A 26,322-nucleotide genomic window follows, 5' to 3' on the forward strand; every position below is an offset into this window, starting at 1 on the left:
ATTAAAATCCGCTCGTTTTCAATTTCTGGAGTCCATCAATGGCTTCGACACTCGCCGATATCAATTCCCAGATCAAGAAGCATGACGAGCAGATTGCGCAATTGCGCAAGCAGGCCGAAGACCTGCGCAACCATGAGCGCGCCGGCGTGATCGAAGAGTTGCGCAAGAAGATTGCCGAATATGGATTGACGGCCTCCGATCTGAAGCTGACCGGCCGCGTGGGTGCTGTGAAGCGCGCCGCGGGCACCGCGCCGGCCAAGGCTGCCGCCAAATACCGCGGCCCGACCGGCGAAACCTGGTCCGGTGGCCGTGGCCGCAAGCCGCGCTGGGTGACCGAGGCATTGGCCGCCGGCAAGTCGCTTTCTGATTATGAGATCAAGTAAGTGCCTGTCGGAGTCCTGGGCAGCTGCCCAATAAAAAAGCCCGCGCATGCGGGCTTTTTTATTGGCGTGCCGGCAGGCCGCAGGGAACTCAGTTCACCATAACGAGTTTTCCTTTGACGCCGCGCGACCCCATGTGCGCGTAGGCGGCCTTCAATTCGGCCATCGGCATCGTGCTGTCGATCACCGGCTTGATCTTTCCCTGGCCGTACCACTGGGCCAATTCGGCCATCATCTGCGCATTGGCCTTGGGTTCGCGCCGAGCGAAATCGCCCCAGAACACACCTACGAGAGAAGCGCCTTTCAACAGCGTCAGATTCAATGGCAGCGACGGAATGGGGCCGGACGCAAAACCCACCACCAAATAGCGACCGCGCCATCCGATCGAGCGAAAGGCCGGTTCCGCAAAATCACCACCGACAGGGTCGCAAATGACATCGGGGCCTTTGCCGTCGGTCGCGGCCTTCACGGCGTCACGAAAGCCATTGGGAAGCGCGTGCGTGGTGTAGTTGATCGTCGCGTCGGCGCCAATGGAGCGGCACAGTTCGCATTTCTCGTCGGTCGATGCCGCCGCAATCACCTTGGCGCCAGCGGCCTTGGCAATCTGGATCGCGGCCGTGCCCACGCCGCCCGCCGCGCCGAGCACCAGCACGGTCTCGCCCGGCTTGAGCTGTGCGCGGTCCATCAAGGCGTGCCAAGAGGTGGCGTAGATCATGATGAAAGCGGCCGCGTCGACATGGCCGAAACCCTCGGGCAACGGCATGCACAGCGCCGCGGGGGCCAGCGTGTGTGTGCCGAAGCCGCCGGTGCCCGACAGGCAGGCCACGTTCTGGCCGACCTTCAGGTGCGTGACGCCTTCGCCCACCGCCTGGATCACGCCCGCATATTCCGAGCCGGGCACGAAGGGCAGCGGCGGCTTCATCTGGTATTTGTTCTGCACGATCAGCAGATCGGGAAAATTAAGGCTCGCCGCCTTGATTTCGATCAGCACCTGGCCCGGCCCCGGCGTGGGTGTCGGCAATTCCTTCCAGGTCAGCGCGTCGACGCCGGTGGGGTTTTCGCAAAGCCATGCGTGCATGCTGGAGTCTCCTTCGAATGAGTCGGGTGGGGGCAATGAATGCGGGGGATGATAGGCGGCGCACCGGGGTGGGCTTGTCCCTGCTGCGACGCACCCGACGCCTACAATCCGAGCGATTCCAGGACACCATGAAGATACTCATTTCCAACGACGATGGCTTTCAGGCGCCGGGCATCGTCGCACTGCACGACGCGCTCAAGGACATCGCCAATATCGAGGTGATTGCTCCCGAGCACAACAACAGCGCCAAGTCGAATGCGCTGACCCTGGCCGCTCCGCTGTACGTTCGCGAAGCGCACAACGGCTTTCGCTACGTGACCGGCACGCCGGCCGATTGCGTGCACATCGCGCTCAAGGGCCTGCTCGACTACCGGCCCGACCTGGTGGTGTCCGGCATCAACAACGGCGCGAACATGGGCGACGACACCATTTATTCAGGCACCGTCGGCGCGGCCATGGAGGCCTACCTGTTCGGCATTCCCGCCATCGCGTTCTCGCAGATCGAAAAAGGCTGGGCCCACGTGGACGCGGCTGCGCAAGTGGCGCGGCGCCTGGTGCAGCAGATCGAGCGCGAACGCATGCTCGAGGGCGATGCCTTCCTGCTCAACGTGAACGTACCGAACAAGCCGTTCGACGAACTGAAGCCCGTGAAGGTCTGCCGGCTCGGCCGCCGCCACGCGGCAGAAAAAGTGATCACGCAGGACAGCCCGCGCGGCGAGACCATGTACTGGATCGCCGGTGCCGGCGGCGCCAAGGACAGCGGGGAGGGCACCGACTTCCACGCCACGGCCGCCGGCCACATTGCGTTGACGCCGCTGCAGATCGACCTGACCGACCACGCCAACCTCGGCCAATGGCGCGAGACGGTGGCCCGTCTCGGCAACTGACATGGCCACGCAACGGCCCAGTTTTCCTGTTCGCCTGACACCCACCGCTTCCGCCGCCACGCGCGGGCGCATGCCTGCCGTGCCGGTCAAGCCGATGGTGCCGTCCACGCCCTCGATGGCGTCCGCCGCCGTTCGTACGCGCATGGTGCAAAAGCTCGCGGCGCAAGGCATTTCCGATCCGCGCGTGCTGCGCGCGATGGGGGCCGTGGAGCGCCATGGCTTCGTCGACAGCGCGCTGGTCAACCAGGCGTACGAAGACACCAGCCTGCCGATCGGGCTCGGACAGACCATCTCCAAGCCGAGCGTGGTGGCCCGCATGATCGAACTGCTGCTGGGCGCGCCCGCGCTGGCCGGCAAACCGCAGGACAAGCTCGGGCGCGTGCTGGAGATCGGCACCGGCTGCGGCTACCAGGCCGCCGTGCTGAACCATGTGGCGACCGAGGTGTACAGCATCGAGCGCCTGCGCGGCCTGCACGAGCGCGCGCGCCTGAACCTTCGCCCCTTCAGGCTCGCCACCGTGCACCTGATTTTGGGCGACGGAATGATCGGCTACACCAAGGGCGCTCCCTACGCCGGCATCATCGCGGCCGCGGGCGGCGAGGCGGTGCCGCAAGCCTGGATCGACCAGCTCGCGGTGGGGGGCCGCATCGTGGCGCCGACGCATTCCGCCAGCGGTGGCCAGGCCCTTGTCGTCATCGACAAGACCTCCCGTGGACTGGAGCGGCTCATTCTTGAGGCGGTTCACTTTGTCCCCCTAAAATCAGGCATCGCTTGAAGGAATAACAAATGCAGGGTTTTGGCAATCGGAGTTGGTTCGCTGGCGTCACGTTGGCCTTTGTGCTCGTGATCGCGGGCTGTTCCACACCGCGTGGGCCGGCGCCGGTCGAAGACCGCGGCACCATGACGCGCGCACCGAGCGCGACAGTGCCCGGCGGCCCTCCCATCACCACCGACGCCAACGGCAGGCCGCTGGCAGGGATCGAAAACTATGGCAAGCCCGGCTACTACGCCGTGCGTCCCGGCGACAGCATCCGCCGCATCGGTGCGGACACCGGCCAGCGCTGGCAGGACATCGTTCGCTGGAACAACATCGAGAACCCCGACCTGATCGAAGTCGGCCAGGTGCTGCGCGTGATTCCGCCGACCGGAACGGCCGTGGCCTCGGCCCCGCCGGCCAGCGCGTCATCTTCTTCCGAAGGCGCGACCACCAAGCCTGTGACGCCGCCGCCGGCCCTCGTGCCTACGGCACCGGCCAGCGCAGCCAAGCCGCCCACGCCTGTCACAGCATCGCCGTCGGCACCCGGCAGCAGCGGCAACTCGGGTGACGAAGATCTCGGCTGGATCTGGCCCGCGAGCGGCTCGCTGATCGCCGGCTTCGACGAAGCCAAGAACAAGGGCTACGACATCAGCGGCAAGGCGGGCGACCCCGTGCTGGCCGCCGCCGATGGTCGCGTGGTCTATGCAGGTGCCGGCCTGCGTGGCTACGGCAACCTGATCATCCTGAAGCACAACAACACCTACCTCACGGCATATGCGCACAACCAGACGCTGCTCGTGAAGGAAGACCAGTCGGTTCAGAAGGGCCAGAAGATCGCCGAGATGGGCAACAGCGACGCCGACCGCGTCAAGCTGCATTTCGAGATCCGCCGCCAGGGCAAGCCCGTCGATCCTTCGCGCTACCTGCCGAATCGGTGATGCCATGGCTGCCTCCCGCCCCCGTCGCACACAGCCTGTGCGCGGGTCGGCGGGCAAGGGCAGCCTGAAGGACGTTCCCGAGGAGCCCACGGCTTCTTCCGACGGAACGCCAGACGCTTCTGCAAGCGACAGCGCCGCACCCCGTAGCGCGCTGAGCGAGGCGCCCGGTGGCGAGGGCGCCGACGCGCTCACCGTCTATCTGCGCCAGGTCCGGCGCACCGAGCTCTTCACGCCCGCCGAGGAGTACCAGGCCGCCTGCGCCGCGCGCGCCGGCGACTTCGCCGCGCGGCAATCGATGATCGAGCACAACCTGCGGCTCGTCGTGAACATCGCCAAGAGCTACCTCGGCCGGGGCGTGCCGCTGTCTGACCTCATCGAGGAGGGCAACCTCGGGCTGATGCACGCCATCGGCAAGTTCGAACCCGAGCGCGGCTTCCGGTTTTCGACCTACGCGACGTGGTGGATCCGCCAGTCGGTCGAGCGCGCGCTCATGACGCAGGCGCGTGCCATCCGCCTGCCGGTGCATGTGGTGCGCGAGCTGCAGCAAGTGCTGCGCGCGCGCCGGACGCTAGAAGGCGATGCGGAGTTCGTGGCGCAGCGGCCCGACGGCGTTCGCGTGGAGGACATTGCTGCGCTGCTTGGGCGCGACGTGCAATCGGTGTCCGATTTGCTCGCGCTGTCCGAGGCGCCGCGCTCGCTGGACGCGGGCGACGCGCGCGGCGACGAAGGCTTCACGCTGGCCGACACCGTGGCCTCCGAGGACGCGCAGGCCAGCCCGACCGATGTGACCCACACCCACGAGGTGGAGCGCCTGCTCGACCAATGGGTGCACGCCCTCGATGCACGCGAGCGCGAGGTGCTGGAGGGCCGCTACGGGCTGCACGATCGCGAGCCCGAAACGCTCGAGGTGCTGAGCGTGCGCCTGGGCCTCACGCGCGAGCGCATCCGGCAGATCCAGAACGAGGCGCTGGCCAAGATGCGGCGCCAGCTGGCGCGCTCGGGCGTCGGGCGGGATGCGCTGTTCTAGAGGATTTGCGCACGCTGAGACAATCGGGGGATGACGGAACCCATCGAAGAAAACCAATCCCCCCCGACAGTCCCCGCGAAAGCCTCCGAAAAGGCCCCCGAAAAAGCCCCCGTGAAAGTCGCCGCGAGCCATCCTGCGAATCCTGGTGAAGAGTGGTTGCAGGTCGAGTCGCTCGACCTCGATGCACAGGGCGTGGCCCACAAGGCCGACGGCATGGTCGTGTTCATCGAAGGCGCATTGCCCTTCGAGGAAGTGCAGTTCAACGTGCACCGCCGCAAGAACAACTGGGAGCAGGGCACGGTCACGACCATCCGCCGCGAATCGTCGCAGCGCGTGCGTCCCGGCTGCCCGCACTTCGGGCTGCACACGGGCGCATGCGGCGGTTGCAAGATGCAGCACCTGGACCCTGCCGCCCAGGTTGCCGTGAAGCAGCGTGCGCTCGAAGACAACCTGTGGCACCTGGGCAAGGTACGCCCCGAGAACCTGCTGCGCCCGCTCGAAGGGCCGGCCTGGCACTACCGCTACCGCGCGCGGCTCTCGGTGCGCCACGTGGTCAAGAAGGGCACGGTGTTGATCGGCTTTCACGAGCGCAAGAGCCGCTACCTGGCCGACATGCAGGTGTGCCCGGTGTTGCCCAAGCAGGTCAGCGACATGCTGATGCCGCTGCGCGCGCTGATCGGCTCCATGGATGCGCGCGAGACCTGCCCGCAGATCGAGCTGGCCTGCGGCGACTCGCCCGATTCCACGCGGCTGGGCACGATCGCGCTGGTGTTGCGGCACCTCGAGCCGCTGTCGCGCGGCGACATCGACCGCTTGAAGGCTTTTGCCGAGCAGAACGAAGGCGTGCAATGGTGGCTGCAGGCCAAGGGCCCGGACACCGTGAAGTTGCTGGAAGAGGGCGGCACGCCGCTGGCGTATCGGCTGCCCGAATTCGGCGTCACGATGCCGTTCAAGCCCACCGATTTCACGCAAGTCAATCCGCACATCAACCGGGCGCTGGTCGGCAAGGCGCTGCGCCTGCTCGACGTGCAATCGCACGAGCGCGTGATCGACTGGTTCTGCGGGCTGGGCAATTTCACCCTGCCGCTGGCAAGCCGGGGCCGCGAGGTGCTGGGCATCGAAGGCAGCGACACGCTCGTTGCCCGCGCGACCGACAACTTCCAGCGCAACCAGCCCGCGACGCCCGCCCGCCGGGCGTTGTCGCCCGCCACTTTCGTGGCGCGCAACCTGTTCGACATGACGCCGGCCATGCTGGTGGCCGACGGCAGCGCCGACAAGTGGCTGGTCGACCCGCCGCGCGAAGGTGCTTTCGCGCTTGCCAAGGCCATGGCCGACCTGCACCAGCAGCCCGAGTTGCGCACCGACGGCTGGACGCCGCCGAAGCGCATCGTGTACGTGAGCTGCAACCCGTCGACGCTGGCGCGCGATGCCGGCCTGCTGGTGCACCAGGCGGGCTACCGCTGCACCTTCGCCGGGGTGGTCAACATGTTCCCGCACACGGCGCACGTGGAGTCGATAGCGGTTTTTGACCTGGAATGAAAAAAGGCCCGAAAGGGCCTTTTTTGCGGGAGCGCGGTTCGCTCGTCAGTCGCGCTCGCCGCCGAAGATGCCCAGCAGCGCCAGCAGGCTCTGGAACACGTTGAACAGGTCGAGGTACAGCGCGAGCGTGGCGGTGATGTAGTTGGTTTCGCCGCCGTCCATGATCTGCTTCAGGTCATAGAGCATGTAGGCCGAGAAGATGCCGATGGCCGCCACCGAGATGACCAGCATGCCGGTGCTCGAACCCACGAACACGTTGATGATGGCGCCGAACATCAGCACCATCGCGCCGACGAACAGAAACTTGCCCATGCCCGACAGGTCGCGCTTGATGACGGTGGCCAGCGAGGCCATCACGAAGAACACGCCGGCGGTGCCGCCGAAGGCCGTCATGATGAGTTCGGAGCCGTTCTTGAAGCCCAGCACCATCGCGATCAGCCGCGAGAGCATCAGGCCCATGAAGAAGGTGAACCCCAGCAGCACCGGCACGCCAGCGGCGGAGTTCTTGGTCTTCTCGATGGCGAACATGAAGCCGAATGCGCCGCCCATGAACACGATCAGGCCGAGGCCGCCGGTCAGCGAGCGCGTGATGCCGGTGCTGACCCCGACCCAGGCACCCAGCACGGTGGGCAGCAGGCTCAACGCCAGCAGCCAGTAGGTGTTGCGCAGCACGCGTTGGCGTTCGGCCTGGGCCAGCGGCTGGCCGTAGCTGGTGGAGGTGTCTAGGGTGGTAACGCGGTCGGTCATGGCCGGAGCTCCTGTGGTTGCTGCTGACGCAGTTGGGGCGCATTCTAGGGGCCTGCAAGGGCAGGTTCGAAAAAGACCGTACGCCCGACGTTCCGGAGCTTGGCACCGGCCCGAAGGCACTGCTGGCGGCGTGGCCGTTATGCTGTCGGGTTTTACGCAACCTGAGCACACCATGAAGACCAAATCCTTCCTCGAACTCGCCGATGTCAAGGCCGTTGCCGCCGCCGCCGAAGCCGAGGCCCTCAAGAACAACTGGGCGGTGACCATCGCCATTTCGGACGACGCCGGCAACCTGCTCTGGCTGCAACGCCTGGATGGCGCCGCCGCGCTGTCCTCGCACATCGCCCCCGCCAAGGCCCACACGGCCGCCATGGGCCGTCGCGAAAGCAAGGTCTACGAAGACATCATCAACGGCGGCCGCACCGCGTTCCTGACGGCACCTGAAGTGCAGGGCCTGCTCGAAGGCGGCGTGCCGATCGTGAAGGACGGCCATGTGATCGGCGCGGTGGGCGTGAGCGGTGTGAAGTCGAACGAAGACGCGCAGATCGCCAAGGCCGGCATCGCCGCGCTCGGCCTCTGATCTTTTCGTTCCGCACAAAGCAAAACGCCGACTTCGAGGTCGGCGTTTTCTTTTTCGGATGCTTCAGCGTGAAAAAAAGCTTGGCTAGTCGGCGAACCGTTGGCTAGCAAAAAACGACCCTTCGGAGATGAATCTCCTCGAGTCGCCCCACGATGAAACTTGCGCGAGGGGCGCGCTGATGACCTTACTTGGTCAGGATCAGCTTGCCGAGTTTGGTGGCCTGGAGCCGATAGAGGGAACCGTTGTGCATGATGCCCACGGTCTTGCTTCCCTTGAGAAGCTCCGTGCTTTCGACCATGGGCGCCGGACGCGCTGCCTGGATGGACGCATGGCCGCCACCCGATTGGTCGAGCGAAGGATGGTTCAGAACAGAAAAGGCATTCGGAGTGGCTGGCATCTGGAGTTCCCTTATCGAAGCGATGACTGAATGATAATGATTCGCAATAAAAAGTCAATCGCGGCGATCAACTTTTTTTCATTGCGTTTTTCAGGTCACTTCGTATCGGGCTCGGTGATGAAGCCGATCTTGCGCACGCCGGCCTCTCGGGCTTCCGACATGGCCTTGGCCACGCGCTCGTAGCGCACGGCTTTGTCGCCGCGGATGTGCAACTCGGGCTGCGGTTCCTTGGCGGCTTCGGCGGCCAGGCGGGCAGGCAGCACGCTGTCGTCGATCTTTTCTTCGTTCCAGTAATAGGCGCCGTCGGCCGTCACGCTGAACAAAATGTTCTGCGGCTTGGGCTGCTCGGGCTCGCTGGAGGCGCGGGGCAGGTCGATGTTGACCGCGTGCTTCATCACCGGCACGGTGATGATGAAGATGATCAGGAGCACCAGCATGACGTCGACCAGCGGCGTCATGTTGATCTCGTTCATCACCTCATCGGGTTCGTCTTGTGTACCGAAAGCCATGATGCTCAGCCCTTCTTGAGCGGAACCACGATCGCTTCGCTGCCGCTCTGCACGCGGGCACCGGTCACGAAGTAGGCGTGCAGGTCGTGCGCGAAGGCATTGAGCTTGGTCAGCACGAACTTGTTGCCGCGAACCAGCGCGTTGTAGCCCAGCACCGCCGGAATGGCCACGGCCAGGCCCAGTGCCGTCATGATCAGCGCTTCGCCGATCGGGCCGGCCACCTTGTCGATGGTCGCCTGGCCGGCCGAGCCGATGCTCATCAGCGCGTGGTAGATGCCCCAGACCGTGCCGAACAGGCCGATGAAGGGGGCGGTGGAGCCAACCGATGCCAGGATGGCGAGGCCGGTCTGCAGGCGTGCCGTGAAGGCGTCGATGCCGTTGCGCAGCGAACGCGTGATCCAGTCGCTCACGTCCAGCGCGTCGTGCAGGTGCGCCTTGGTGTTGCGGTGGTGCGCGGCGGCTTCGCGGCCTTCGAGGGCGAGCGCGCGGAAGGGGTTGGTGTCGTCGGTGCCGAGCTTGTTCAGCGCGGTGGCGAAGTCTTCGCTGTGCCAGAAGTCTTGCGAGTGCTTGGCCAGGCGCTTGTAGCGGATGACGTCGAGTGCCTTGACGATGATCACGATCCACGACGCGAGCGACATGCCGATCAACAGCACCGCCACGGCCTTGGTGACGAAATCGCCCTGGTTCCAGACGTTCATCAAGCCAAATTGGGAATCCATACGAAGTTGCTCCAGAGAAAAATTAGTTCAGGACGTAGTTGACGGGGGCGTCATACGACATGGCCTGCACCACGCCGTTGACCTTGCCGGGGACGAACCGGCATTTCATGATGTATTCCACCGCGGCTTCGTCGAGGCGATCGAAGCCGCTGGATTTCTTGACTTCCGCGCTCTTGGGCATCCCGTCGACACCGACGAGCACCCGCACGATCACCTTGCCCTGTTCGCCCAGCCGGCGGCTCATGGCAGGGTAGGTGGCCTTCGGGTTTTGAAGGTAGTCGGCACTGCTCGATGGCAGCTGCACGGCGGGCGGTGCCGGCGGTGAGAGCGGCGGCGCGGGGGGCGCCGGCGGGGCGGGCGGTGCCGGTGGCGCGGGAGGCGGCGGCGGCTCGGTCACGCCGACGGGCGCCTGAGGCGCGGGCGTGGGCTTTGGCTCGCGAATGGCCTGGGGCCGCGGGGGCGGCGGCGCCTTGCTCACCTTGGGCTGGGGTGGTGGCGGGGGCGGCGGAGGCGGGTCTTCCTTGGGCTTGGGCGGCTCGACGAACTGGCTCAGTATTTCGACTGGAATCACCACTTCGGCGGCGCGGCGAAGCAATCCGCTCTGCAGCGCCCAGAGCGCGGCGCCATGGAACAGGATGACGCTGCCCGCGATGACCACATTGCGGGAAAGGCCGAGGAAGGAGGGGGGAGGGGCAAAGCGGTCAGACACGATCAACCATTCGAATGCGGGCACCTTGCAAGGTACCCCGATTGCAGCAAAACCGCTACGAGGACGCGTTGTGTACCGCGTGCGTCACTTGCGAAAAATCCACCAGACCGACCCTGCGACCAGGATCAGGCTGCCGCCGAGTGCCGAGACGAGTTCCATGCCTTGCTTTCCTTGATGGAGTTGGCAAGCTGGATCGCTCTGGCGCCCGATTCGCAATTCAATGCGGCCACCGGGTGAGAAGCGCTGCACTGCGCGACGATATCGCGCGCACAGCCTTCACATTGTCCACACTGGGTGGCCACGCCAAGCTCGAACTGGACTTCGTCGAAAGTCATGCCCGCGCGCACGTGGCGTGCGATTTCGCGGTCGGAGACTCGGCGGCAGACGCAAACGATCATGGCGGTGAAAGCGGCAGTTGGCTGGCTGTTGGAAGTGACCGATTATAAATAAGAATCCATCGCATTTGCAATAACTATGAAGTGACCAGTTTGCAATGGTGGATTCTTCGGGTCACACCTCCGACCAGAGGCGCAACAGATTGTGATAGTGCCCTGTCAGCGCCACGGTTTCCTCGCATTCGCCCAGGCGGGCGCGCAGCTTCTGGATGTTCTGGTCCAGCTCGAACAGCATCGCGCGCTGCTGGTCGTTGCGCACCATGCTCTGCAGCCAGAAAAACGAACACACCCGCGCACCGCGCGTCACCGGGTGCACACGGTGCAGGCTGCTCGCCGGATAAAGAATGAGATCGCCCGCCGGCAGCTTCACTTCGTGCGAGCCGTAGGTGTCGATCACCTCCAGCTCGCCGCCCTCGTAATCCTCTGGTTCGCACAAGAAGAGCGTGCACGACAGGTCGGTGCGCAGCTGCTGGGCGCTGCCGGGCAGGGCGCGTACGGCGCCGTCGACATGCACCCCATAGTGCTCGCCGCCCTCGTAACGGTTGAACAACGGCGGCACGAAGCGCAACGGCAGAGCCGCTGAGAAGAACAGCGCGTTGCGGGCCAGCGCCGCCAGCACTGCGGCGCCGAGTTCGCGGCCCACCGCCGATTGCTCGGGCAGCTGGCGATTGCGCTTGACCTGCGCACCCTGGTCGCCCACGGTCTCGCGGCCGTCGGTCCAGTTCGTCGCGTCCAGCGCCGCGCGCATCTCGCGCACCTGGGCGGGGCTCAGCACATCGGGCACGTGCAGCATCATTTGTCAGGAACTCCACAAAGAAAAAAGCCCCGGCGCGGGCCGGGGTGCGAGTGTCGCACCGCGGTCGGCGGGCAGCGGCAGGTCACGGGGGTCAATAGACGTCGCGGCGATAACGCCCGCTCGCCGCCAGTTCGCGCATGAGCGCCTCGCCCGCCACCTGCCGCAAGGCAGCGTCCACGCCGCTCGCCATGCCCTGCAAGCTCCCGCAGACATAGACGGCCGCGCCGCTCCGCAGCCACTGCAACAGCGCGTCGGCCGACTGCAGCAGCCGGTGCTGCACATACAGGCGCTCTTCCTGGTCGCGCGAGAAGACCATGTCGAGCTTCCGCAGCACGCCGCCGGCCTGCCAGGCCTCGATTTCGTTGCGGTACAGGAAGTCATGGGCCGCCTGGCGTTCGCCGAACACCAGCCAGTTGTCGTGCCTGCCCGCCGCCGCGCGGGCGCGCAGGTGCGAGCGAAGGCCGGCCAGCCCGGTGCCGTTGCCGATGAGGATCAGCGGCCGCGCCTCGTTCCCCTCCAGGCGAAAGCCGCGGTGCGGACGCATGCGCAGGCCCACGGTGTCGCCGATGGCGAGCGTGGACGTGAGCAGGCCCGACGCCGCGCCCAGCGTGCCGTCGGGATGCTGCTCCTGGCGGACCAGCAGCTGCAGTTCGCCGTCGGCGTGCACCGATGCGATCGAGTAGTCGCGCGGACGTGCCGGGTCGCTGGCCACGCTGACCTGCACCAGGTCGCCGGACGCCCAGTCCGGCAGCGCGCCGCTCTGCGGCACCAGCCCGAGGTGGAAGGCGGGGGCGCCCGCGCTGCCCGGGTTGAGCAGCTCGCGTGCGACGAGGCGCCACTGCGCGAACAGCGCCGCGGCGTCCTGGTCGTCGAGGGGCACGTTGCCCCAGCGGGATTGCCACTGCGCCAATGCGGCGGGGTCGCTGTTGTCGACTTCGATGCGATCGAACTCGCGCGACGCCCCGGCCGCCAGCAGCCACTCGTCCAGCGCGCGACCGAAGCCGCAGAAGTGGGCGTACTGGCGGTCGCCCAATGCCAGCACTGCATAGCGGAGCGAGGGCAACGCCGGCGGGGCGTTCATCACCTGTTCCTCGAACACGCTGGCGCCGTCGGGCGCATCGCCTTCGCCGTAGGTGCTGGCAATGAAGAGCGCGCGTTTCGCCGAGGCCAGCGTCTCGGCATCGAGCGCATTCAGCTCCATGACGCGCGCGGGCGTTCCGGCCGCGCTCAACTGCCGCGCGGTCTGCCACGCGATGGCTTCGGCCTGGCCGGTCTGGCTGGCGAACAGCACGAGCACGGGTGGCTCATTGCCTCCCGCGGACAGCGCGGCGGCATCGCGCGCGCTGGCGGCTCGCCGCCTGTGCTCACGCAGATAGACCGACGCACACAGCGCCGCGTAGGCCACCACGGTGGAACTCGCGCCCAGGGCGCGCCACGCCGCCTCGTTCATGCGCCTGCCGGCGTCGGCCAGGCGCGCGTGATGCGCTCCGCAGCCGCCGTGTCGCCATGGCTCACGAACAGCGCGGCAATCTCGTGGCGTTGCGCGAAGTCGAATCCTTCTTCCGGGCCCAGCACCGTCAATACGGTCGCCAGGGCGTCGGCCTGCATGCATTCCGCGTGCATCACCGTCACGCTGGTCAGCACGTGCGTGGTGGGCTCGCCGGTGCGCGGGTCGATGGTGTGCGACCAGTCGCGTCCCGCGTGCGAGCGCCGGTGCCAACGGTCGCCCGAGGTGGCGATCGCCATGTCGGCAAGGGCGACGCGCCGCGCCGAGGCCGGACCGCTGTCGACCTGCACCTGCCAGGGCTGGCCGCCGGGGCGGCGCCCGACGCCGCGCAACTCTCCGCCGATTTCGAAGAGCAGGTCGCTCAGGCCGAGCGCGCGCAACGCGTCCACGCCGTGGTCGACGGCAAACCCCTTGGCGATGCCTGAAAGATCGAGCGAGAAGCCGCCCGGCTGCAGCAGCGAGCCTTCGACGGTGTCGAATTCGAGGCTGGACCGTCCGGTGCGTGTGAGCGCGGCTGCCAGCGCTTGCGCGTCGGGCAGTCCGTCGCCCCTTGCGTCAGGGCCGAAACCCCAGCAGGCGACCAGCGGGCCGACCGTCGGGTCGATGGCGCCATCGCTGGCTTGCGCCCAATGGTCCGCGCAGCGCATCACGGTGGCGAACTCCGCGGGCAGCACGTGACGCGAGTTGGCCGGAGCGCGGTTGAAGCGGCCGATGTCCGAGTCGGGCTCCCAGTGGCTCATCTGCGCGACCACGCGCGCCAGGGCCGACTCGACGCTGCCGCGCACTTCCGCCAGCGGCAGCATGCGCGGGTTGTCGAAGCGCAGCGACCACGTGGTGCCCATCGTCTGCCCGCCCAGTTGCTGCAGCGTGGCGGGGTCGGCGGGGCGCGGGACGGCCGCGTTGGCGTAGCCGCCAGCGCGCCAGGTGCTGAACGAAAGGCGCAAGGTGGCTGGCTGCGTCAGGGCATCACTTCAAGGGTTGCCGCGTAGCTCAGGCGGCGCTCCTTGGCCTGCGGCACGGTGGTCTTGCCGTCCTTGGTGCTGGCGTCGAGCCAGTACATGCCGGCGGCCGGCCAGGTCACGCTGAACTGGCCCTTGTCGTCGGTCTTGAGCTTGAGTTCTTCGAGCTTGTCGCGGTACTGGGTGTTGCCGGCCGTCACGGTCACTTCGAGGTCCTTGGCGGGCTGGCCGTCCAGGTGCAGCGTGAAGGTGGCCTTCTCGCCCTTCACGAGGTCGGTCGGGCTGCCGGTGGCGATGAGCTCGAGGCCCTGGCCGACCGGCTTGAGCGCTGACGGCTTGCCCACCGTCACGAAGGTCTCGATGCGGCCCGACGACTGCGTGATGTTCACGTCCGTCGCGTCGGCGGGCACTTCCTTGGCAATGGTGTCGACCGAGCCGCGCGCGCGCCTGGGCTGGCCGGTGGCCTTGTCCTTCCAGCTGGCGAACGCGCCGGCATTGACCACGGCGATGCGGTAGGTGCCGGTTTGCGCGACGCTCACGTCGAACACGCTGCGCAGCTTGAGCTTGGCTTCGCTCTCGGGCTTGACGGTGCTGCCATCGGGCGCGGTGATCTGCAGGCCGTCGAGGCGCAGCGGCGCATGGTTGGCAACGAACAGGTCGTTCGACACGGCGGCATCGACGCTCACCGTGTCTGCCTTGGAGAACACGGTGGACGAGGGCAGCAGCCAGGCGTTGTGCGCCTGGGCCAGCGAAGCGATGGCCGACAGGGCGAAGGCGAGGGCGGTGGTGCGCAGGGGGAGTCGGGTCATGGGAGGTCCTTGGGTGCTTGTTGGGAGGCGGACGTTGGTTCCGGCTTGGCGCGGCTCAGGGCTTGAGTTCGAGCTTGATTTCGCCCAGCTCTTCCTTGCCGCTGGCGGTCGGCTGCGACGCTGCCATAGGCGGCCACTGGAACGGGATGCTCACCACTTCGCGGCCACCGACTTCGCGTGCCGCCTCCACCACCAGCTTGTAGGCGCCGGGTGCGAGCTTGGGCAGCGGCGCCGTGCCTTCGGTGAAGCTCAGCTGGTGCTTGCCGGCCGGCTTGGTGGCGCCCGTGACGCCGTCGACCGGCACCGCGAGTTCGCGACCGCCGCGGCGCCACCACTGGCGCAGGTCCTTCAGCCACTTGGTGCCTTCGCCCTCGGGGTTGTTGGTCTTGGTGCGCACGTCGTACCAGACGGCCAGCGTGCCGGCGACGGTGTTGTCGGCGCGCTCTATCCAGGTCGCCACATAAGGGCGGTGGTACTCCGACGCGTTCAGCCGCGGAATCTCGATGTTGACGGCCAGGCCGGCCGCGAAAGCCGGGGCGGCGAACAGCGCCGACATGGCGAGCGGCGCGAGGGAATAGCGAACGTGCACGGGAAACCTCTTTTCCTGGATCGGTGAATCAATGAATGAACAGCAGCGCGAGCAGCACCGGAATGACCAGGCCCATGCCCACCATCGGCCAGGTGAACGGACGGTTGCCCGCATGCATCTTGAGAATGAACAGGCCGGTGATCGAGAAGACCAGCGCGGCGCCCGCGAAGATGTCGATGAACCAGCTCCACGCGGCGCCGGTGTTGCGGCCCTTGTGGAGGTCGTTGAGGTAGGAGAGCCAACCGCGGTCGGTGCGCTCGTATTCGATCTCGCCGTCGGCCAGGTTCAGCCGCAGCCACGCATCGCCGCCGGGGCGTGGGAGCGAGAGATAGATTTCGTCGTCGGACCATTCGGCGTCGCGCCCGGCGGTGCCGATGTCCCAGTGCGCCTGCACCCAGGCCTGCAATTCGGAGGGCAGGGGGGCCTTGCCCTTCTGCGCCCTGGCGGCGGGCAGCCCCTTTTCGAGCGCCGCGCGAAGCGGCTCGTCGACCGTGCCGCTCAGCTTCGTGACGGCGGGCTTGGCCTCGATCTGCCCCGCGTGGTTGAGCGTGAAGCCCGTCGCGCTGAACAGGATCATGCCGATCAGGCAGATCGCCGAACTGACCCAATGCCATTCGTGCAGGGTCTTGAGCCAGTAGGCACGGCGGCGGTTGTCGGGGCGGGTGGCAGTCATCGAAGGCGCGGATTTTATCCGGGCGAATGAGAATGACTGTTATTCGTGAAGAGTTAAGTTACGTAAAGCAATAAAAAACGGGACCGAAGTCCCGTTGCATTGGCCGGCGCAAAAGCGCTGCGCAGTACTTATTCGAGTTCGCCCATCTGCGATTGCAGGTAGTTCTGCAGGCCGACGCGGTCGATCAGGTCGATTTGCGTTTCCAGGAAGTCGATGTGCTCTTCGGTGTCGTCCAGAATTTCTTGCAGCAGGTCGCGCGAAACGTAGTCGCGCACCAGTTCGCAATGCTGGATGCCGTCCTTGATGGTGGCTTGCGCGCCGGTTTCGGCGCCGAGGTCGCAGCGCAGCAGTTCGGGCACGTCTTCGCCGATGTTCAGCTTGCCCAGGTCCTGCAGGTTCGGCAGGCCGTCGAGCATGAAGATTCGGTCCATCAGCTTGTCGGCGTGCTTCATTTCGCCGATCGATTCTTCGTATTCCTTCTTCGCCAGCTTGTCCAGGCCCCAGTGCTTGAGCATCCGGTAGTGGAGGAAGTACTGGTTGATTGCGGTCAGCTCGTTCTTGAGCTGCGCCTGCAGATGTTCGATGACCTTGGGGTCGCCCTTCATGATCGTTTTCCTTGTTCTGAAAGAGGGGATTGTCAGAGGAGCGCACACGCAGTTGCAAGCAATCCCATGCTGCGCCGGTCTGCATGCGTTTGATGGTGATACACGTTCGTATTGAAACGTTGCCCGACGCGTTTTAGAGCCATCGGGAACATAGCAACTCCCAATACTTTTAATAGGTGTTGGCTATTAAAAATGTTTAATTGGTAGTTATACTCATGGCTCGCACTTAATTCTGTCCACCCGAAGCATCCAAGGAATCACCATGTCCCTGATCAACACCCAAGTCCAGCCCTTCAAGACCCAGGCCTACCTCAACGGCAAGTTCATCGATGTGTCCGACGAGACGCTCAAGGGCAAATGGTCCGTGCTGATCTTCATGCCGGCGGCCTTCACCTTCAACTGCCCGACCGAAGTCGAAGACGCGGCCGACAACTATCCCGAGTTCCAGAAGCTGGGTGCCGAGGTCTACATCGTGACCACCGACACGCACTTCTCGCACAAGGTCTGGCACGACACCTCGCCGGCCGTCGGCAAGGCCAAGTTCCCGCTGGTGGGCGACCCGACCCACACGCTGACCAACGCTTTCGGCGTGCACATTCCTGAAGAAGGCCTGGCACTGCGCGGCACCTTCGTGATCAACCCCGAAGGCATCATCAAGACCGCCGAAGTGCACTCCAACGAAATCGCCCGCGACGTGAAGGAAACGCTGCGCAAGCTCAAGGCAGCCGTGTACACCGCCGCCCACCCGAACGAAGTCTGCCCGGCCAAGTGGAATGACGGCGACAAGACCATCGCTCCGTCGTTCGACCTCGTCGGCAAGATCTAAGCGCACCGCGCGAAAGCCCGGGCGCTCACGAGGCCCCCGGGCTTTTTCGGCCCCAGTTGATAGTTTTCAGTTATCGAAAGAGAGTTCCTCATGCTCGACGCAAACACCAAAGCCCAATTGAAGAGTTACCTCGAACGCGCCACGCAGCCGATCGAGATCGTCGCCTCGCTCGACGACAGCCAGGCCTCGGGCGAGATGTTGTCGCTGCTGAAGGACGTGGCCGAATCGTCCCCGCTGGTCAAGCTGACCGAAAGCCGCGACGACAGCCACCGCAAGCCCTCGTTCTCGGTCAACCGCCCGAGCGAAAACCACGGCCCGCGTTTTGCCGGCCTGCCGATGGGCCATGAATTCACGTCGCTGATCCTTGCGTTGCTGCAGATCGGCGGCTACCCCCCGAAGGTCGAGCAGGCGGTGCTCGACCAGATCAAGGCGCTCGACGGCGACTTCGAGTTCGAAATCTACGTTTCGCTCACCTGCCACAACTGCCCCGACGTCGTTCAGGCGCTGAACCTGATGGCGATCCAGAACCCGCGCATCCGCACCACGATGATCGAAGGCGGCACCTTCCAGGACGAAGTGAAGGAACGCCAGATCATGGCCGTGCCGACCGTGTTCCTGAATGGCACCGAGTTCGGCCAGGGCCGCATGAGCCTGGAAGAAATCCTCGCGAAGATCGACACCAGCGGCGTCGAGCGCGAAGCCGAGAAGATCGCCGGCAAGGAAGCGTTCGACGTGCTCATCGTCGGCGGCGGCCCCGCAGGCGCGGCAGCCGCGGTGTACGCGGCGCGCAAGGGCATCCGCACCGGCGTGGCTTCCGAGCGCTTCGGCGGCCAGGTGCTGGACACCATGGGCATCGAGAACTTCATCTCCATCAAGGAAACCGAAGGCCCGAAGTTCGCGCATGCGCTCGAAGAACATGTGCGTGACTACGACGTCGACATCATGAACCTGCAGCGCGCCAAGGCGCTGGTTCCGGGCAAGGACCTAGTGGAGGTGCAGCTCGAAAGCGGCGCGTCGCTCAAGAGCAAGACCGTCATCATTTCGACCGGCGCGCGCTGGCGCAACATCAACGTGCCCGGCGAGCACGAGTTCAAGAACAAGGGCGTGGCTTACTGCCCGCATTGCGACGGTCCGCTGTTCAAGGGCAAGCGCGTGGCGGTGGTGGGTGGCGGCAACTCGGGCGTGGAGGCTGCCATCGACCTGGCCGGCATCGTGGGCCATGTGACGCTGATCGAGTTCGACACCCAGCTGCGTGCCGACGCCGTGCTGCAACGCAAGCTCAGGAGCCTGAAGAACGTCGACGTGTTCACCAACGCGCAGACCACCGAGATCACCGGTGACCAGAAGGTCAACGGCCTGGTCTACAAGGACCGCGCGACGGGAGAGTCGAAGAAGGTCGAGCTCGAAGGCGTGTTCATCCAGATCGGCCTCGTGCCCAACACCGACTGGCTCAAGGGCGTGGTCGAGTTGTCGAAGCACGGCGAAATCATCGTGGACGCGCGCGGCCAGACCTCGGTGCCCGGCGTGTTCGCGGCGGGCGATGCGACCACCGTGCCGTTCAAGCAGATCATCATCGCGGCAGGCGACGGCGCGAAGGCGGCGCTGGGTGCGTTCGACCATTTGATTCGCACATCGGCCCCAGCATAAGTAAGCATTTAGTTGTTTAGATGAGAATTATTCTCATACAATGAAAGGCGTTGTCCTACGTTGCTAGGACGCCTCTCATTGCCAGCCAGGTCGCACGGCGCAGTTTCTTGCGCAAGAAGGTCCAGCAAGCAGTTCTTCAACTGTTTCTGGACCTTTTTTCCGTGGCCGCAAAAACCCAACTTCGCTCCTCCCACCGCCTCGCTCTCCTGCCTTGCCTGATCGCCTCCGGGCTCGGTCTCGCGGCGCCCGCATGGGCCCAGCGCGTGGCGGCGCTCAATGAAGTGGTGGTGAGCGGCTCGCGCTCGGAGCAGGCGCGCGACGACCTGCCGGTGAGCACCGAGGTCATCGGCCGCGACGACATCGAGTCCAAGCAGATCACCGACATCCGCGACGCGGTGCGCGACCTGCCCAACGTGTCGGTCAAGCGCGCGCCGGCGCGCTTCGGCCTGGCGCAGGGCAGCACGGGCCGCGACGGCAACGCCGGCTTCAACATCCGCGGCCTCGACGGCAACCGCGTGCTGATGCTGACCGACGGCATCCGCACGCCGCGCAGCTATGTATTCAGCGCCAACGCGTTCGGGCGCGACTACTTCGACATCGGCCTGCTCGAGCGCATCGAGATCATCAAGGGCCCGGCCTCCGCGCTCTACGGCTCCGACGGCCTCGCGGGGCTGGTGAACTTCATCACGCGCGACCCGGCGTCTTACCTGAAAGACGGCAAGACCTTCGGCGGCAGCGCCAACATCGGCTACAGCGGTGACGACAACGGCACGCACGGCGGCGTCACGCTCGCGGGCAAGGCCAACGACACGCTGCAGTGGCTCATCTCGGCCAACATCGGCCGCTCCAGCGCGCTGGAAAACATGGGCACCAACAACGCGGCCAACGTCGACCGCACCACGCCCAACCCGGAGCGCGACCGCAACAAGGCGCTGCTGGCCAAGGTCATCCTCACGCCCAATGCCGACCAGCGCCACGGCTTCACCTTCGAGCACGTCGACAAGACCGCCCGCTACGACCTGCTGTCGGGTGTGTCGAAGCCGCCGTACGCATCGACCTCGGTCATCGGCCTGAACGCCAAGACCGACCTGCAGCGCGACCGCTTCACCTACGACGGTCGCATTCGGGTGAACTCGGTGGTGGCCGACAGCCTGCTGGCCGTGGCGAGCTACCAGAAGGCGAAGTCGCGCGAGTTCATCTACGAAGACCGCTACACCGCCGCCGACCGCACGCGCGACGTGACCTACGACGAGAGCACCTGGCAGCTCGGCCTGCAGGCCGACAAGACGGTGCACATGGGGAGCTGGGCGCAGAAGATCACCTACGGCCTCGACTACACCCGCACCAACGTCGAGAACCTGCAGACCGGCCTGGTGCCGCCGGCCGGCGAGAGCTATCCGCTCAAGCGCTTCCCCGACACGCGCGAGACCTCGTACGCCTTCTACCTGCAGGACGAGTTCATCCACGAGCGCTGGAGCATCACGCCCGGCATTCGCTTCGACCGCTTCTCGCTCGACGCGAAGCAGGCAGGCTTCGGCGCGCAGGCGGTGTCGCTCTCGGGCTCGGCCGTGTCGCCCAAGCTCGGCGTGCTGTTCCGCGTCACGCCGCAATGGAGCCTCTACGGCAACTACGCCTCGGGCTTCAAGGCGCCCAACGCGTTCCAGGTCAACAACTTCTTCGAGAACGTGATCTCGGGCTACAAGACCATTCCCAACCCGAACCTGAAGCCCGAGAAGAGCCAGAACATCGAGATCGGCACGCGCGGGCGCGTCGGCGTGCTGAGCTACGACGTGGCCGCGTTCACCGGCGACTACAAGGACCTGATCGAGAACGATCGCCAGGTCGGCGGCGTGTTCGGCTCGCGTACCAACCCGGCGACCTTCCAGTCGGTGAACATCGGGAGTGCGCGCATCAGCGGCTTCGAGGTCAAGGGCGAGCTGGACTTCACCGACAACGGCAACGGCTTCTCCGTGCCTTTTGCCTACGGCCAGACGCGCGGGCGCGACCGCACCAACAACCGCCCGCTCAACTCCATCGACCCGAGCAAGGCGGCCGTCGGCATCAAGTACCAGGCGCCGGTGTGGAGCGTGCGGCTGGACGCGGTGAACCACGCGCGCAAGAAGTGGTCGGACATCGACGCCAGCGAGGTCACGACCGGCACGCAGTTCCGCACGCCCGCGGCCACCACCTTCGACATCAGCGCACAGTGGCGCATCCGCAAGGACCTGCGGCTGAACGCGTCGGTCACCAACCTCACCAACAAGCGCTACTGGATGTGGAGCGACGTGCGCGGCCTGGCCTCGACCTCGACCACGCGCGACGCCTACACGCAGCCGGGCCGCAGCTTCAACGTATCGCTGGTGGCCGACTTCTGATTGCCATCGATCGCATTGCACACGACAAAGGAAACCCGATGAACGCCGAAGCCGACCGAGATCAAGACCAACAGGGCCACCAGGACCAGCGAGCGCGCTTTGCCGCCTTGCGCGCCAAGGGCATGCGCCACAAGGACGCCGCCGCGGCCATGGGCCTGTCCGAAGGCGCGGCCGTGGCCGCCCACACCGGCGCGCACGACAACGCGCTGCGCGCCACGCGGCTGCGCGGCCCCTGGGTCGACCTGCTGCAGGCGCTGGAGCTGTGTGGTCCCGTGCTCGCGCTCACGCGCAACGAGACCACGGTGCACGAGAAGACAGGCGTCTATGAAAAGGTGTCGGGCAGCGAAGCCATGGGGCTCGCGCTGGGCGAGGCCATCGACCTGCGGCTGTTCTTCAGCCGGTGGCATGCGGGCTTCGCGGTGAGCGAGGCGGCGGCCAACCCCGGCGTTGCGCCGTCGCTGAGCCTGCAGTTCTTCAACCCGCAGGGCGTGGCGGTGCACAAGATCTTCGTGCGCGACGCGACCGACCGCGATGCGTTCCAGTCGGTGATCGACACCTACACCGCGCCCGTTGCACCCAATGCGCCCGTGGTGTTCGTGCCCGCGGAAGACAAGGCCGCGCCGCGCGACGACAGCGCCATCGACCGCGCGGCCCTGGCCGAGGCCTGGCGCGGCATGAAGGACACGCACGAGTTCTTTGGCCTGCTCAACAAGTTCGGCGTGGAGCGCCAGCAGAGCTTTCGGCTGACCGAAGGCGAGTTCACGCAGCGCGCCGAGCTCGGTGCCATCGGCGGCCTGCTGAACGAAGCCGCGTTCGACGGCACGCCCATCATGGTGTTCGTCGGCAGCCCGGGCTGCATCCAGATCCACTCCGGCCCGGTGGTGCGCATCGAGTCGATGGAAATGAAGGGCCACGGCAACGGCAATGGCGAAGGCGCCGCGCCCATGCGCTGGCTCAACGTGCTCGACCCCGGCTTCAACCTGCACATGCGCGAAGACCGCATCGCCAGCGTGTGGATCGTCGAGAAGCCGACCAGCGACGGCATCGTCACCTCGGTGGAGGCCTTCGACCAGGCCGGCGAGCTGATGGCGATGTTCTTCGGCGCGCGCAAGCCGGGCCAGCCCGAGCGCGAGGAGTGGCGGCGCATCGTGCGCGTGCTGCCGCGCCTGCAACCCGCCGCGCAGAACCCATGAGCGCCGCGATGGACATCCACACCCGCCTCGCGCAGCGCCGCGACGTGCTGCGCCTGCTGGGCCTTCTGGGCGTGTCGTCGCTCGGTGCCGCCGCGCTGCCGCTGTTCGCGCAGGAGCCGAAGCTGCCGAAGCTGGTGACCGTGAGCGGTGCCATCACCGAGGTTGTGTACCTGCTGGGCGCCGAAGGGCAGCTCGTGGGCACCGACACCACCAGCCTGTACCCGGCCGCCGCGCGCGCCACGCCCAAGGTGGGCTACATGCGCCAGTTGTCGGCCGAGGGCCTGCTGTCGTTGAAGCCCGACGCCATCATCGCCACCAACGAGTCGGGCCCGTCGGTGGTGCTCGACCAGGTGCGCAGCGCGGGCGTGAAGGTCGAGATCATCGAGGCCGACCACAGCTGGGCCGAGGTGCAGCGCAAGGTGCAGGCCGTGGGCCGCGCCGCCGCCCGCGAGGCACAGGCGCGCGTGCTGCAGGCCCGGCTCGATGCCGAGTGGGGCCAGGTGCAGCAGCGGGTGGCCGCCTTCAAGGGCCGCAAGCCGCGCGTGCTGTTCGTGCTGTCGCACAGTGCCAGTCCGCAGGTGTCGGGCGAGAAGACCGCCGCGCATTCGGTGATCGGCTTTGCCGGCGGCGTGAACGCGCTCGGCGGCTTCCAGGGCTACCGCCCGATGACGGCCGAGGCCATGGCCAGCGCCGCGCCCGACGTCATCCTCACGAGCACGCAGAGCATCGAAGCGCACGGCGGCGTCGACAAGTTCTGGCAGCGGCCCGAACTGGCGCTCACGCCGGCCTTCAAAAAGCGCAGCCTGATCACGCAGGACGCCTTGCTGCTGCTGGGCTTCGGCCCGCGCACGCCGGCGTCGATTGCCGACCTGCACGAGAAATTTGTGGCAGCCGTGGCATGAGCCAGCGGTTTTCCGCACGGGCCGTGCTGGGCGGCAGCGCGCTGCTGCTCGCCGCGGCGCTGGTGCTGGGCGCGGTGTCGGGTGCCTACGCCATCAGCCTGCCGCAGCTCTGGAATGTGCTGGCGACGCTGGGGCACGGTGCCGACAAGTCGCCCGAGCACCTGGTGTTCCTCAACATCCGCCTGCCGCGGCTGTTGCTGGGCGTGGCGGCGGGCGCGGGGCTGGGCATGGCGGGCACGCTGATGCAGGGGCTCTTTCGCAACCCGCTGGCCGATCCGGGGCTGGTGGGCATCAGCAGCGGCGCCGCGCTGGCGGCGGGCGTGACGATCATCCTGGGCGCGTCGCTCTGGCCGTCGCTGCCGCGCACGCTGGGCAGCTGGACGCTGGTGCTCATGGCTTTCGGCGGCGGGCTCTCGGTGACCTTGCTGATCTACGGCCTGTCGCGCAGCGAGGGCGGCACGCGCATGGCACTGATGCTGCTGGCGGGCATTGCGGTCAACGCGCTGGCGGGGGCGGGGCTCGGCTTTCTCAGCGTGATGGCGACCGACGAGCAACTGCGCAGCCTGCAGTTCTGGCTGCTGGGAAGCCTGGGCGGCGCGCGCTGGAGCGCCGTGCTGCTGGTGGCCGCGGCGGTGCTGCTGGCCTGCATTGCAGCGCGCTCGCTGGCCGCGCCGCTGAACGCCATCGCGCTGGGCGAGGCACAGGCGGCATTGCTGGGCGTGGACGTCGAGCGCGTCAAGCGGCGTGCCATCGTCGTCACGGCCGTGGCCGTGGGAGCGGTGACGGCGACGACCGGAATCATCGGCTTCATCGGGCTCATCGCGCCGCACTGGGTGCGCATGGTGGCCGGGCCCGACCACCGCGTGGTGCTGCCGGCCTCGGCCCTGCTGGGCGCGGTGCTGGTGCTGGTGGCCGACACAGTCGCACGCACGGCGATGGCGCCGGCCGAGCTGCCGCTGGGCGTGCTCACCGCGTTCATCGGCGTGCCGGTGTTCCTGTGGATGCTGCGGCGGTTCAAGGGGCGCATATGAGCAAGCCGATCGATCCGATGGCGCTCGCCTGCGCCGATGTGGAGGTCCGCATCGGGGACAAGACGCTGCTGGCCGACGCTTCCGTGCAGCTGGCCGCCGGACGGGTGACGGCCATCCTCGGGCCGAACGGCGCGGGCAAGTCGACGCTGCTGTCGGTGCTGGCCGGCCAGCGGGTGCCGACGCAGGGCAGGGTGATGCTCGATGGTCGCCCGCTCGATGCGCACGGCATGCCTGCGCTGGCGCTGCGCCGTGCGCTGATGCCGCAGGAGAGCGCGGTCGCCTTTGACTTCACGGCACAGGAGATCGTGGCGCTGGGCCGCTACCCGCACCGGCGCGCGCCCGGGCGCGACGAGGACGCGATCGTGGAGGAGGCCATGTCGCTGACCGACGTGTCGGCGCTGGCGCCGCGCATCCTCAATACGCTGTCGGGCGGCGAAAAGGCGCGGGCCCACATGGCGCGCGCGCTGGCCCAGCTGTGGCACCCGCGGCCCGATGGGGCCAGCCGCTGGCTGCTGCTGGACGAACCCACCGCGGCGCTCGACCTGGCGCACCAGCACTCGGCGATGCGCCTGCTGCGCGCCTGGGCCGCGCGCGGGGTGGGCGTGGTGGCGGTGCTGCACGACCTGAACCTGGCACGGCGCTATGCCGACGAGGTGGTGGTGCTGGGTGGCAATGCCGGGCTGGTGCAGGGGCCGGCGGCCGAGGTGCTCGAGCCGGCGCTGATCGAGGCGGTCTGGCGCACGCCGTGCCAGCCGGTGACCAGCGCGGACGGCACCGTGCAATATCTCTTCGGGTGACCCCGTGACCTTACGGCTGCTATCTAAAAGATAGCGGCTTCAGTAGTTCAGCCGCTCGGGCCGCAGCTCCTGCAGGATCGTCGTGGCGATTTCCTCGATTGACTTGGTGGTGGTCGACAGCCAGCGGATGCCGGCGCGCCGCATCATCGCCTCGGCCTCGCTCACCTCGTGGCGGCAGTTCTCGAGGCTGGCGTAGCGGGAGTTCGGACGGCGCTCGTTGCGGATCTCGCTCAGCCGCTCGGGCTGGATGGTCAGCCCGAAGATCTTCTTGCGGTGCGGCGTGAGGGCCGGCGGCAGCTGGCGGCGATCGAAGTCTTCCGGAATCAGCGGGTAGTTGGCCGCCTTCAGGCCGTGCTGCATGGCGAGGTAGAGCGAGGTCGGCGTCTTGCCGCTGCGGCTCACGCCCACCAGGATGACGTCGGCGCCCTCGAGGTCGCGGTTGCTCTGGCCGTCGTCGTGCTGCAGGCTGAAGTCGATGGCGGCGATGCGGTCGTTGTATTCCTTGCTCTTGCTCACGTCGCTGAAGCGGCCGATGCGGTGGTTCGACTTCATGGCCAGCTCGATTTCCAGCGGCCGCACGAAGGTGCCGAACATGTCCAGCAGCATGCCCTTGCAGCCGGTCTCTATCACTTCCAGCACATCCATGTTGGCCAGGGTGGTGAAGACGATGGGCCGCACGCCCTCGAGCTCGGCCGTGTGGTTGATGTGCCGCACCGCCTGGTGGGCCTTGTCGACCGTGTCGGTGAAGGGCAGGCGCACGTGGCGGGGTTTCATCTCGAACTGGGCGAGAACGGCATTGCCGAAGGTCTCGGCCGTGATGCCGGTGCCGTCGGAAATGAAGAAAACAGTGCGTGTATGCATGGTGTTGCTCTTGCGGCCTTGTCCTGCGGCGCGCGCGACCTTGCCACGCCTACAATCCGGGCCATTATCGGGAATCCGCTTTCCCGACAC

29 protein-coding genes are annotated in these 26,322 nt (G+C 66.6%); 14 read left to right on the plus strand and 15 right to left on the minus strand.

What is annotated here, in order from left to right; translation table 11 throughout:
- Positions 1 to 38: 38 nt before the first annotated feature.
- Positions 39 to 383, plus strand: a complete 345-nt coding sequence (locus tag AB6807_RS01830; RefSeq protein WP_371083289.1) for an H-NS family nucleoid-associated regulatory protein — start codon at positions 39 to 41, stop codon at positions 381 to 383.
- An 88-nt stretch (positions 384 to 471) separates the two neighbouring features.
- On the opposite strand, the gene AB6807_RS01835 is transcribed toward AB6807_RS01830, so the two are convergent.
- Positions 472 to 1,458, minus strand: a complete 987-nt coding sequence (locus AB6807_RS01835; RefSeq protein WP_371083290.1) for an NADPH:quinone oxidoreductase family protein — start codon at positions 1,456 to 1,458, stop codon at positions 472 to 474.
- Between the two features lie 128 nt (positions 1,459 to 1,586).
- On the opposite strand from AB6807_RS01835, the gene surE reads away from it, so the two are divergent.
- Genes surE through rlmD form a run of 5 tightly spaced genes read left to right on the plus strand, consistent with a single transcriptional unit; the run spans position 1,587 to position 6,606 of the window.
- Positions 1,587 to 2,345 carry a 5'/3'-nucleotidase SurE gene (surE, locus tag AB6807_RS01840; RefSeq protein ID WP_371083291.1) on the plus strand — a complete coding sequence of 253 codons (759 nt, stop codon included), beginning with the start codon at positions 1,587 to 1,589 and terminating at the stop codon, positions 2,343 to 2,345.
- A gap of 1 nt (position 2,346) precedes the next feature.
- Positions 2,347 to 3,120 (plus strand): protein-L-isoaspartate(D-aspartate) O-methyltransferase, encoded by a 774-nt coding sequence (locus AB6807_RS01845; protein ID WP_371083292.1) that lies wholly within the window; start codon positions 2,347 to 2,349, stop codon positions 3,118 to 3,120.
- 11 nt (positions 3,121 to 3,131) lie between these two features.
- Complete coding sequence (locus AB6807_RS01850) at positions 3,132 to 4,040, plus strand: peptidoglycan DD-metalloendopeptidase family protein (protein ID WP_116907944.1); 909 nt, start codon at positions 3,132 to 3,134, stop codon at positions 4,038 to 4,040.
- A gap of 4 nt (positions 4,041 to 4,044) precedes the next feature.
- On the plus strand, positions 4,045 to 5,067 hold the full coding sequence (locus AB6807_RS01855) for a sigma-70 family RNA polymerase sigma factor (RefSeq protein WP_371083293.1): 1,023 nt from the start codon (positions 4,045 to 4,047) through the stop codon (positions 5,065 to 5,067).
- A 30-nt stretch (positions 5,068 to 5,097) separates the two neighbouring features.
- Positions 5,098 to 6,606, plus strand: coding sequence for a 23S rRNA (uracil(1939)-C(5))-methyltransferase RlmD (gene rlmD, locus AB6807_RS01860; protein ID WP_371083294.1), 1,509 nt, complete (start codon positions 5,098 to 5,100; stop codon positions 6,604 to 6,606).
- 45 nt (positions 6,607 to 6,651) lie between these two features.
- Here the strand turns inward: rlmD and AB6807_RS01865 are convergent, their stop codons facing one another.
- Positions 6,652 to 7,353 (minus strand): Bax inhibitor-1/YccA family protein, encoded by a 702-nt coding sequence (locus AB6807_RS01865; RefSeq protein ID WP_116907941.1) that lies wholly within the window; start codon positions 7,351 to 7,353, stop codon positions 6,652 to 6,654.
- A 172-nt stretch (positions 7,354 to 7,525) separates the two neighbouring features.
- On the opposite strand from AB6807_RS01865, the gene AB6807_RS01870 reads away from it, so the two are divergent.
- Positions 7,526 to 7,933, plus strand: coding sequence for a heme-binding protein (locus AB6807_RS01870; protein WP_007830736.1), 408 nt, complete (start codon positions 7,526 to 7,528; stop codon positions 7,931 to 7,933).
- A gap of 184 nt (positions 7,934 to 8,117) precedes the next feature.
- Here AB6807_RS01870 and hemP read toward each other — a convergent pair whose 3' ends face one another.
- The 12 genes from hemP to bfr all read right to left on the minus strand — a co-directional run bounded on the left by hemP (position 8,118) and on the right by bfr (position 16,600).
- Positions 8,118 to 8,330, minus strand: a complete 213-nt coding sequence (hemP, locus tag AB6807_RS01875) for a hemin uptake protein HemP (protein ID WP_062479029.1) — start codon at positions 8,328 to 8,330, stop codon at positions 8,118 to 8,120.
- Positions 8,331 to 8,425: 95 nt separating this feature from the next.
- Positions 8,426 to 8,839, minus strand: coding sequence for a biopolymer transporter ExbD (locus AB6807_RS01880; RefSeq protein WP_116907939.1), 414 nt, complete (start codon positions 8,837 to 8,839; stop codon positions 8,426 to 8,428).
- 5 nt (positions 8,840 to 8,844) lie between these two features.
- Positions 8,845 to 9,558 carry a MotA/TolQ/ExbB proton channel family protein gene (locus AB6807_RS01885; protein ID WP_116907938.1) on the minus strand — a complete coding sequence of 238 codons (714 nt, stop codon included), beginning with the start codon at positions 9,556 to 9,558 and terminating at the stop codon, positions 8,845 to 8,847.
- A 22-nt stretch (positions 9,559 to 9,580) separates the two neighbouring features.
- On the minus strand, positions 9,581 to 10,291 hold the full coding sequence (locus AB6807_RS01890) for an energy transducer TonB (RefSeq protein ID WP_371083295.1): 711 nt from the start codon (positions 10,289 to 10,291) through the stop codon (positions 9,581 to 9,583).
- Positions 10,292 to 10,392: 101 nt separating this feature from the next.
- On the minus strand, positions 10,393 to 10,665 hold the full coding sequence (locus AB6807_RS01895) for a bacterioferritin-associated ferredoxin (RefSeq protein ID WP_116907936.1): 273 nt from the start codon (positions 10,663 to 10,665) through the stop codon (positions 10,393 to 10,395).
- Positions 10,666 to 10,777: 112 nt separating this feature from the next.
- Entirely contained in the window at positions 10,778 to 11,458 is a 681-nt protein-coding gene (locus AB6807_RS01900) for a Fe2+-dependent dioxygenase (RefSeq protein WP_371083296.1), read from the minus strand.
- A 91-nt stretch (positions 11,459 to 11,549) separates the two neighbouring features.
- The gene (locus tag AB6807_RS01905; protein WP_371083297.1) at positions 11,550 to 12,908 is read right to left on the minus strand and encodes a sulfite reductase subunit alpha; all 1,359 of its coding nucleotides are present in this window, start codon (positions 12,906 to 12,908) and stop codon (positions 11,550 to 11,552) included.
- Positions 12,905 to 13,909 (minus strand): FAD:protein FMN transferase, encoded by a 1,005-nt coding sequence (locus tag AB6807_RS01910; RefSeq protein WP_371083298.1) that lies wholly within the window; start codon positions 13,907 to 13,909, stop codon positions 12,905 to 12,907. The genes AB6807_RS01905 and AB6807_RS01910 overlap by 4 nt, the downstream gene beginning before the upstream one ends.
- A 14-nt stretch (positions 13,910 to 13,923) precedes the next feature.
- The gene (locus tag AB6807_RS01915) at positions 13,924 to 14,733 is read right to left on the minus strand and encodes a DUF4198 domain-containing protein (protein ID WP_371083299.1); all 810 of its coding nucleotides are present in this window, start codon (positions 14,731 to 14,733) and stop codon (positions 13,924 to 13,926) included.
- 55 nt (positions 14,734 to 14,788) lie between these two features.
- On the minus strand, positions 14,789 to 15,289 hold the full coding sequence (locus AB6807_RS01920; protein ID WP_371084134.1) for a DUF2271 domain-containing protein: 501 nt from the start codon (positions 15,287 to 15,289) through the stop codon (positions 14,789 to 14,791).
- A 61-nt stretch (positions 15,290 to 15,350) separates the two neighbouring features.
- Positions 15,351 to 15,995, minus strand: a complete 645-nt coding sequence (locus AB6807_RS01925) for a PepSY-associated TM helix domain-containing protein (RefSeq protein WP_371083300.1) — start codon at positions 15,993 to 15,995, stop codon at positions 15,351 to 15,353.
- A gap of 128 nt (positions 15,996 to 16,123) precedes the next feature.
- Positions 16,124 to 16,600 (minus strand): bacterioferritin, encoded by a 477-nt coding sequence (gene bfr, locus AB6807_RS01930; protein ID WP_116907929.1) that lies wholly within the window; start codon positions 16,598 to 16,600, stop codon positions 16,124 to 16,126.
- Positions 16,601 to 16,862: 262 nt separating this feature from the next.
- On the opposite strand from bfr, the gene ahpC reads away from it, so the two are divergent.
- From ahpC to AB6807_RS01965, 7 genes are all read left to right on the plus strand, one after another.
- On the plus strand, positions 16,863 to 17,426 hold the full coding sequence (gene ahpC, locus AB6807_RS01935; protein ID WP_116907928.1) for an alkyl hydroperoxide reductase subunit C: 564 nt from the start codon (positions 16,863 to 16,865) through the stop codon (positions 17,424 to 17,426).
- A gap of 90 nt (positions 17,427 to 17,516) precedes the next feature.
- Entirely contained in the window at positions 17,517 to 19,073 is a 1,557-nt protein-coding gene (gene ahpF / locus AB6807_RS01940; RefSeq protein WP_371083301.1) for an alkyl hydroperoxide reductase subunit F, read from the plus strand.
- Between the two features lie 161 nt (positions 19,074 to 19,234).
- The gene (locus AB6807_RS01945) at positions 19,235 to 21,448 is read left to right on the plus strand and encodes a TonB-dependent hemoglobin/transferrin/lactoferrin family receptor (RefSeq protein WP_371083302.1); all 2,214 of its coding nucleotides are present in this window, start codon (positions 19,235 to 19,237) and stop codon (positions 21,446 to 21,448) included.
- Between the two features lie 38 nt (positions 21,449 to 21,486).
- The gene (locus AB6807_RS01950) at positions 21,487 to 22,641 is read left to right on the plus strand and encodes a hemin-degrading factor (RefSeq protein ID WP_371083303.1); all 1,155 of its coding nucleotides are present in this window, start codon (positions 21,487 to 21,489) and stop codon (positions 22,639 to 22,641) included.
- Positions 22,638 to 23,543, plus strand: coding sequence for a hemin ABC transporter substrate-binding protein (locus AB6807_RS01955; protein ID WP_371083304.1), 906 nt, complete (start codon positions 22,638 to 22,640; stop codon positions 23,541 to 23,543). Before AB6807_RS01950 ends, AB6807_RS01955 begins: the two co-directional genes overlap by 4 nt.
- Positions 23,540 to 24,574, plus strand: a complete 1,035-nt coding sequence (locus AB6807_RS01960) for an iron ABC transporter permease (RefSeq protein ID WP_116907923.1) — start codon at positions 23,540 to 23,542, stop codon at positions 24,572 to 24,574. The genes AB6807_RS01955 and AB6807_RS01960 overlap by 4 nt, the downstream gene beginning before the upstream one ends.
- Complete coding sequence (locus AB6807_RS01965; RefSeq protein ID WP_371083305.1) at positions 24,571 to 25,371, plus strand: heme ABC transporter ATP-binding protein; 801 nt, start codon at positions 24,571 to 24,573, stop codon at positions 25,369 to 25,371. The genes AB6807_RS01960 and AB6807_RS01965 overlap by 4 nt, the downstream gene beginning before the upstream one ends.
- Before the next feature lie 39 nt (positions 25,372 to 25,410).
- On the opposite strand, the gene AB6807_RS01970 is transcribed toward AB6807_RS01965, so the two are convergent.
- Positions 25,411 to 26,232: a pyruvate, water dikinase regulatory protein gene (locus AB6807_RS01970; RefSeq protein WP_116907921.1), complete on the minus strand. Its 822-nt coding sequence runs from the start codon at positions 26,230 to 26,232 to the stop codon at positions 25,411 to 25,413.
- Positions 26,233 to 26,322 lie beyond the last annotated feature (90 nt).

This window comes from Variovorax sp. RCC_210 (assembly GCF_041355175.1).
GTDB lineage: Bacteria > Pseudomonadota > Gammaproteobacteria > Burkholderiales > Burkholderiaceae_C > Variovorax.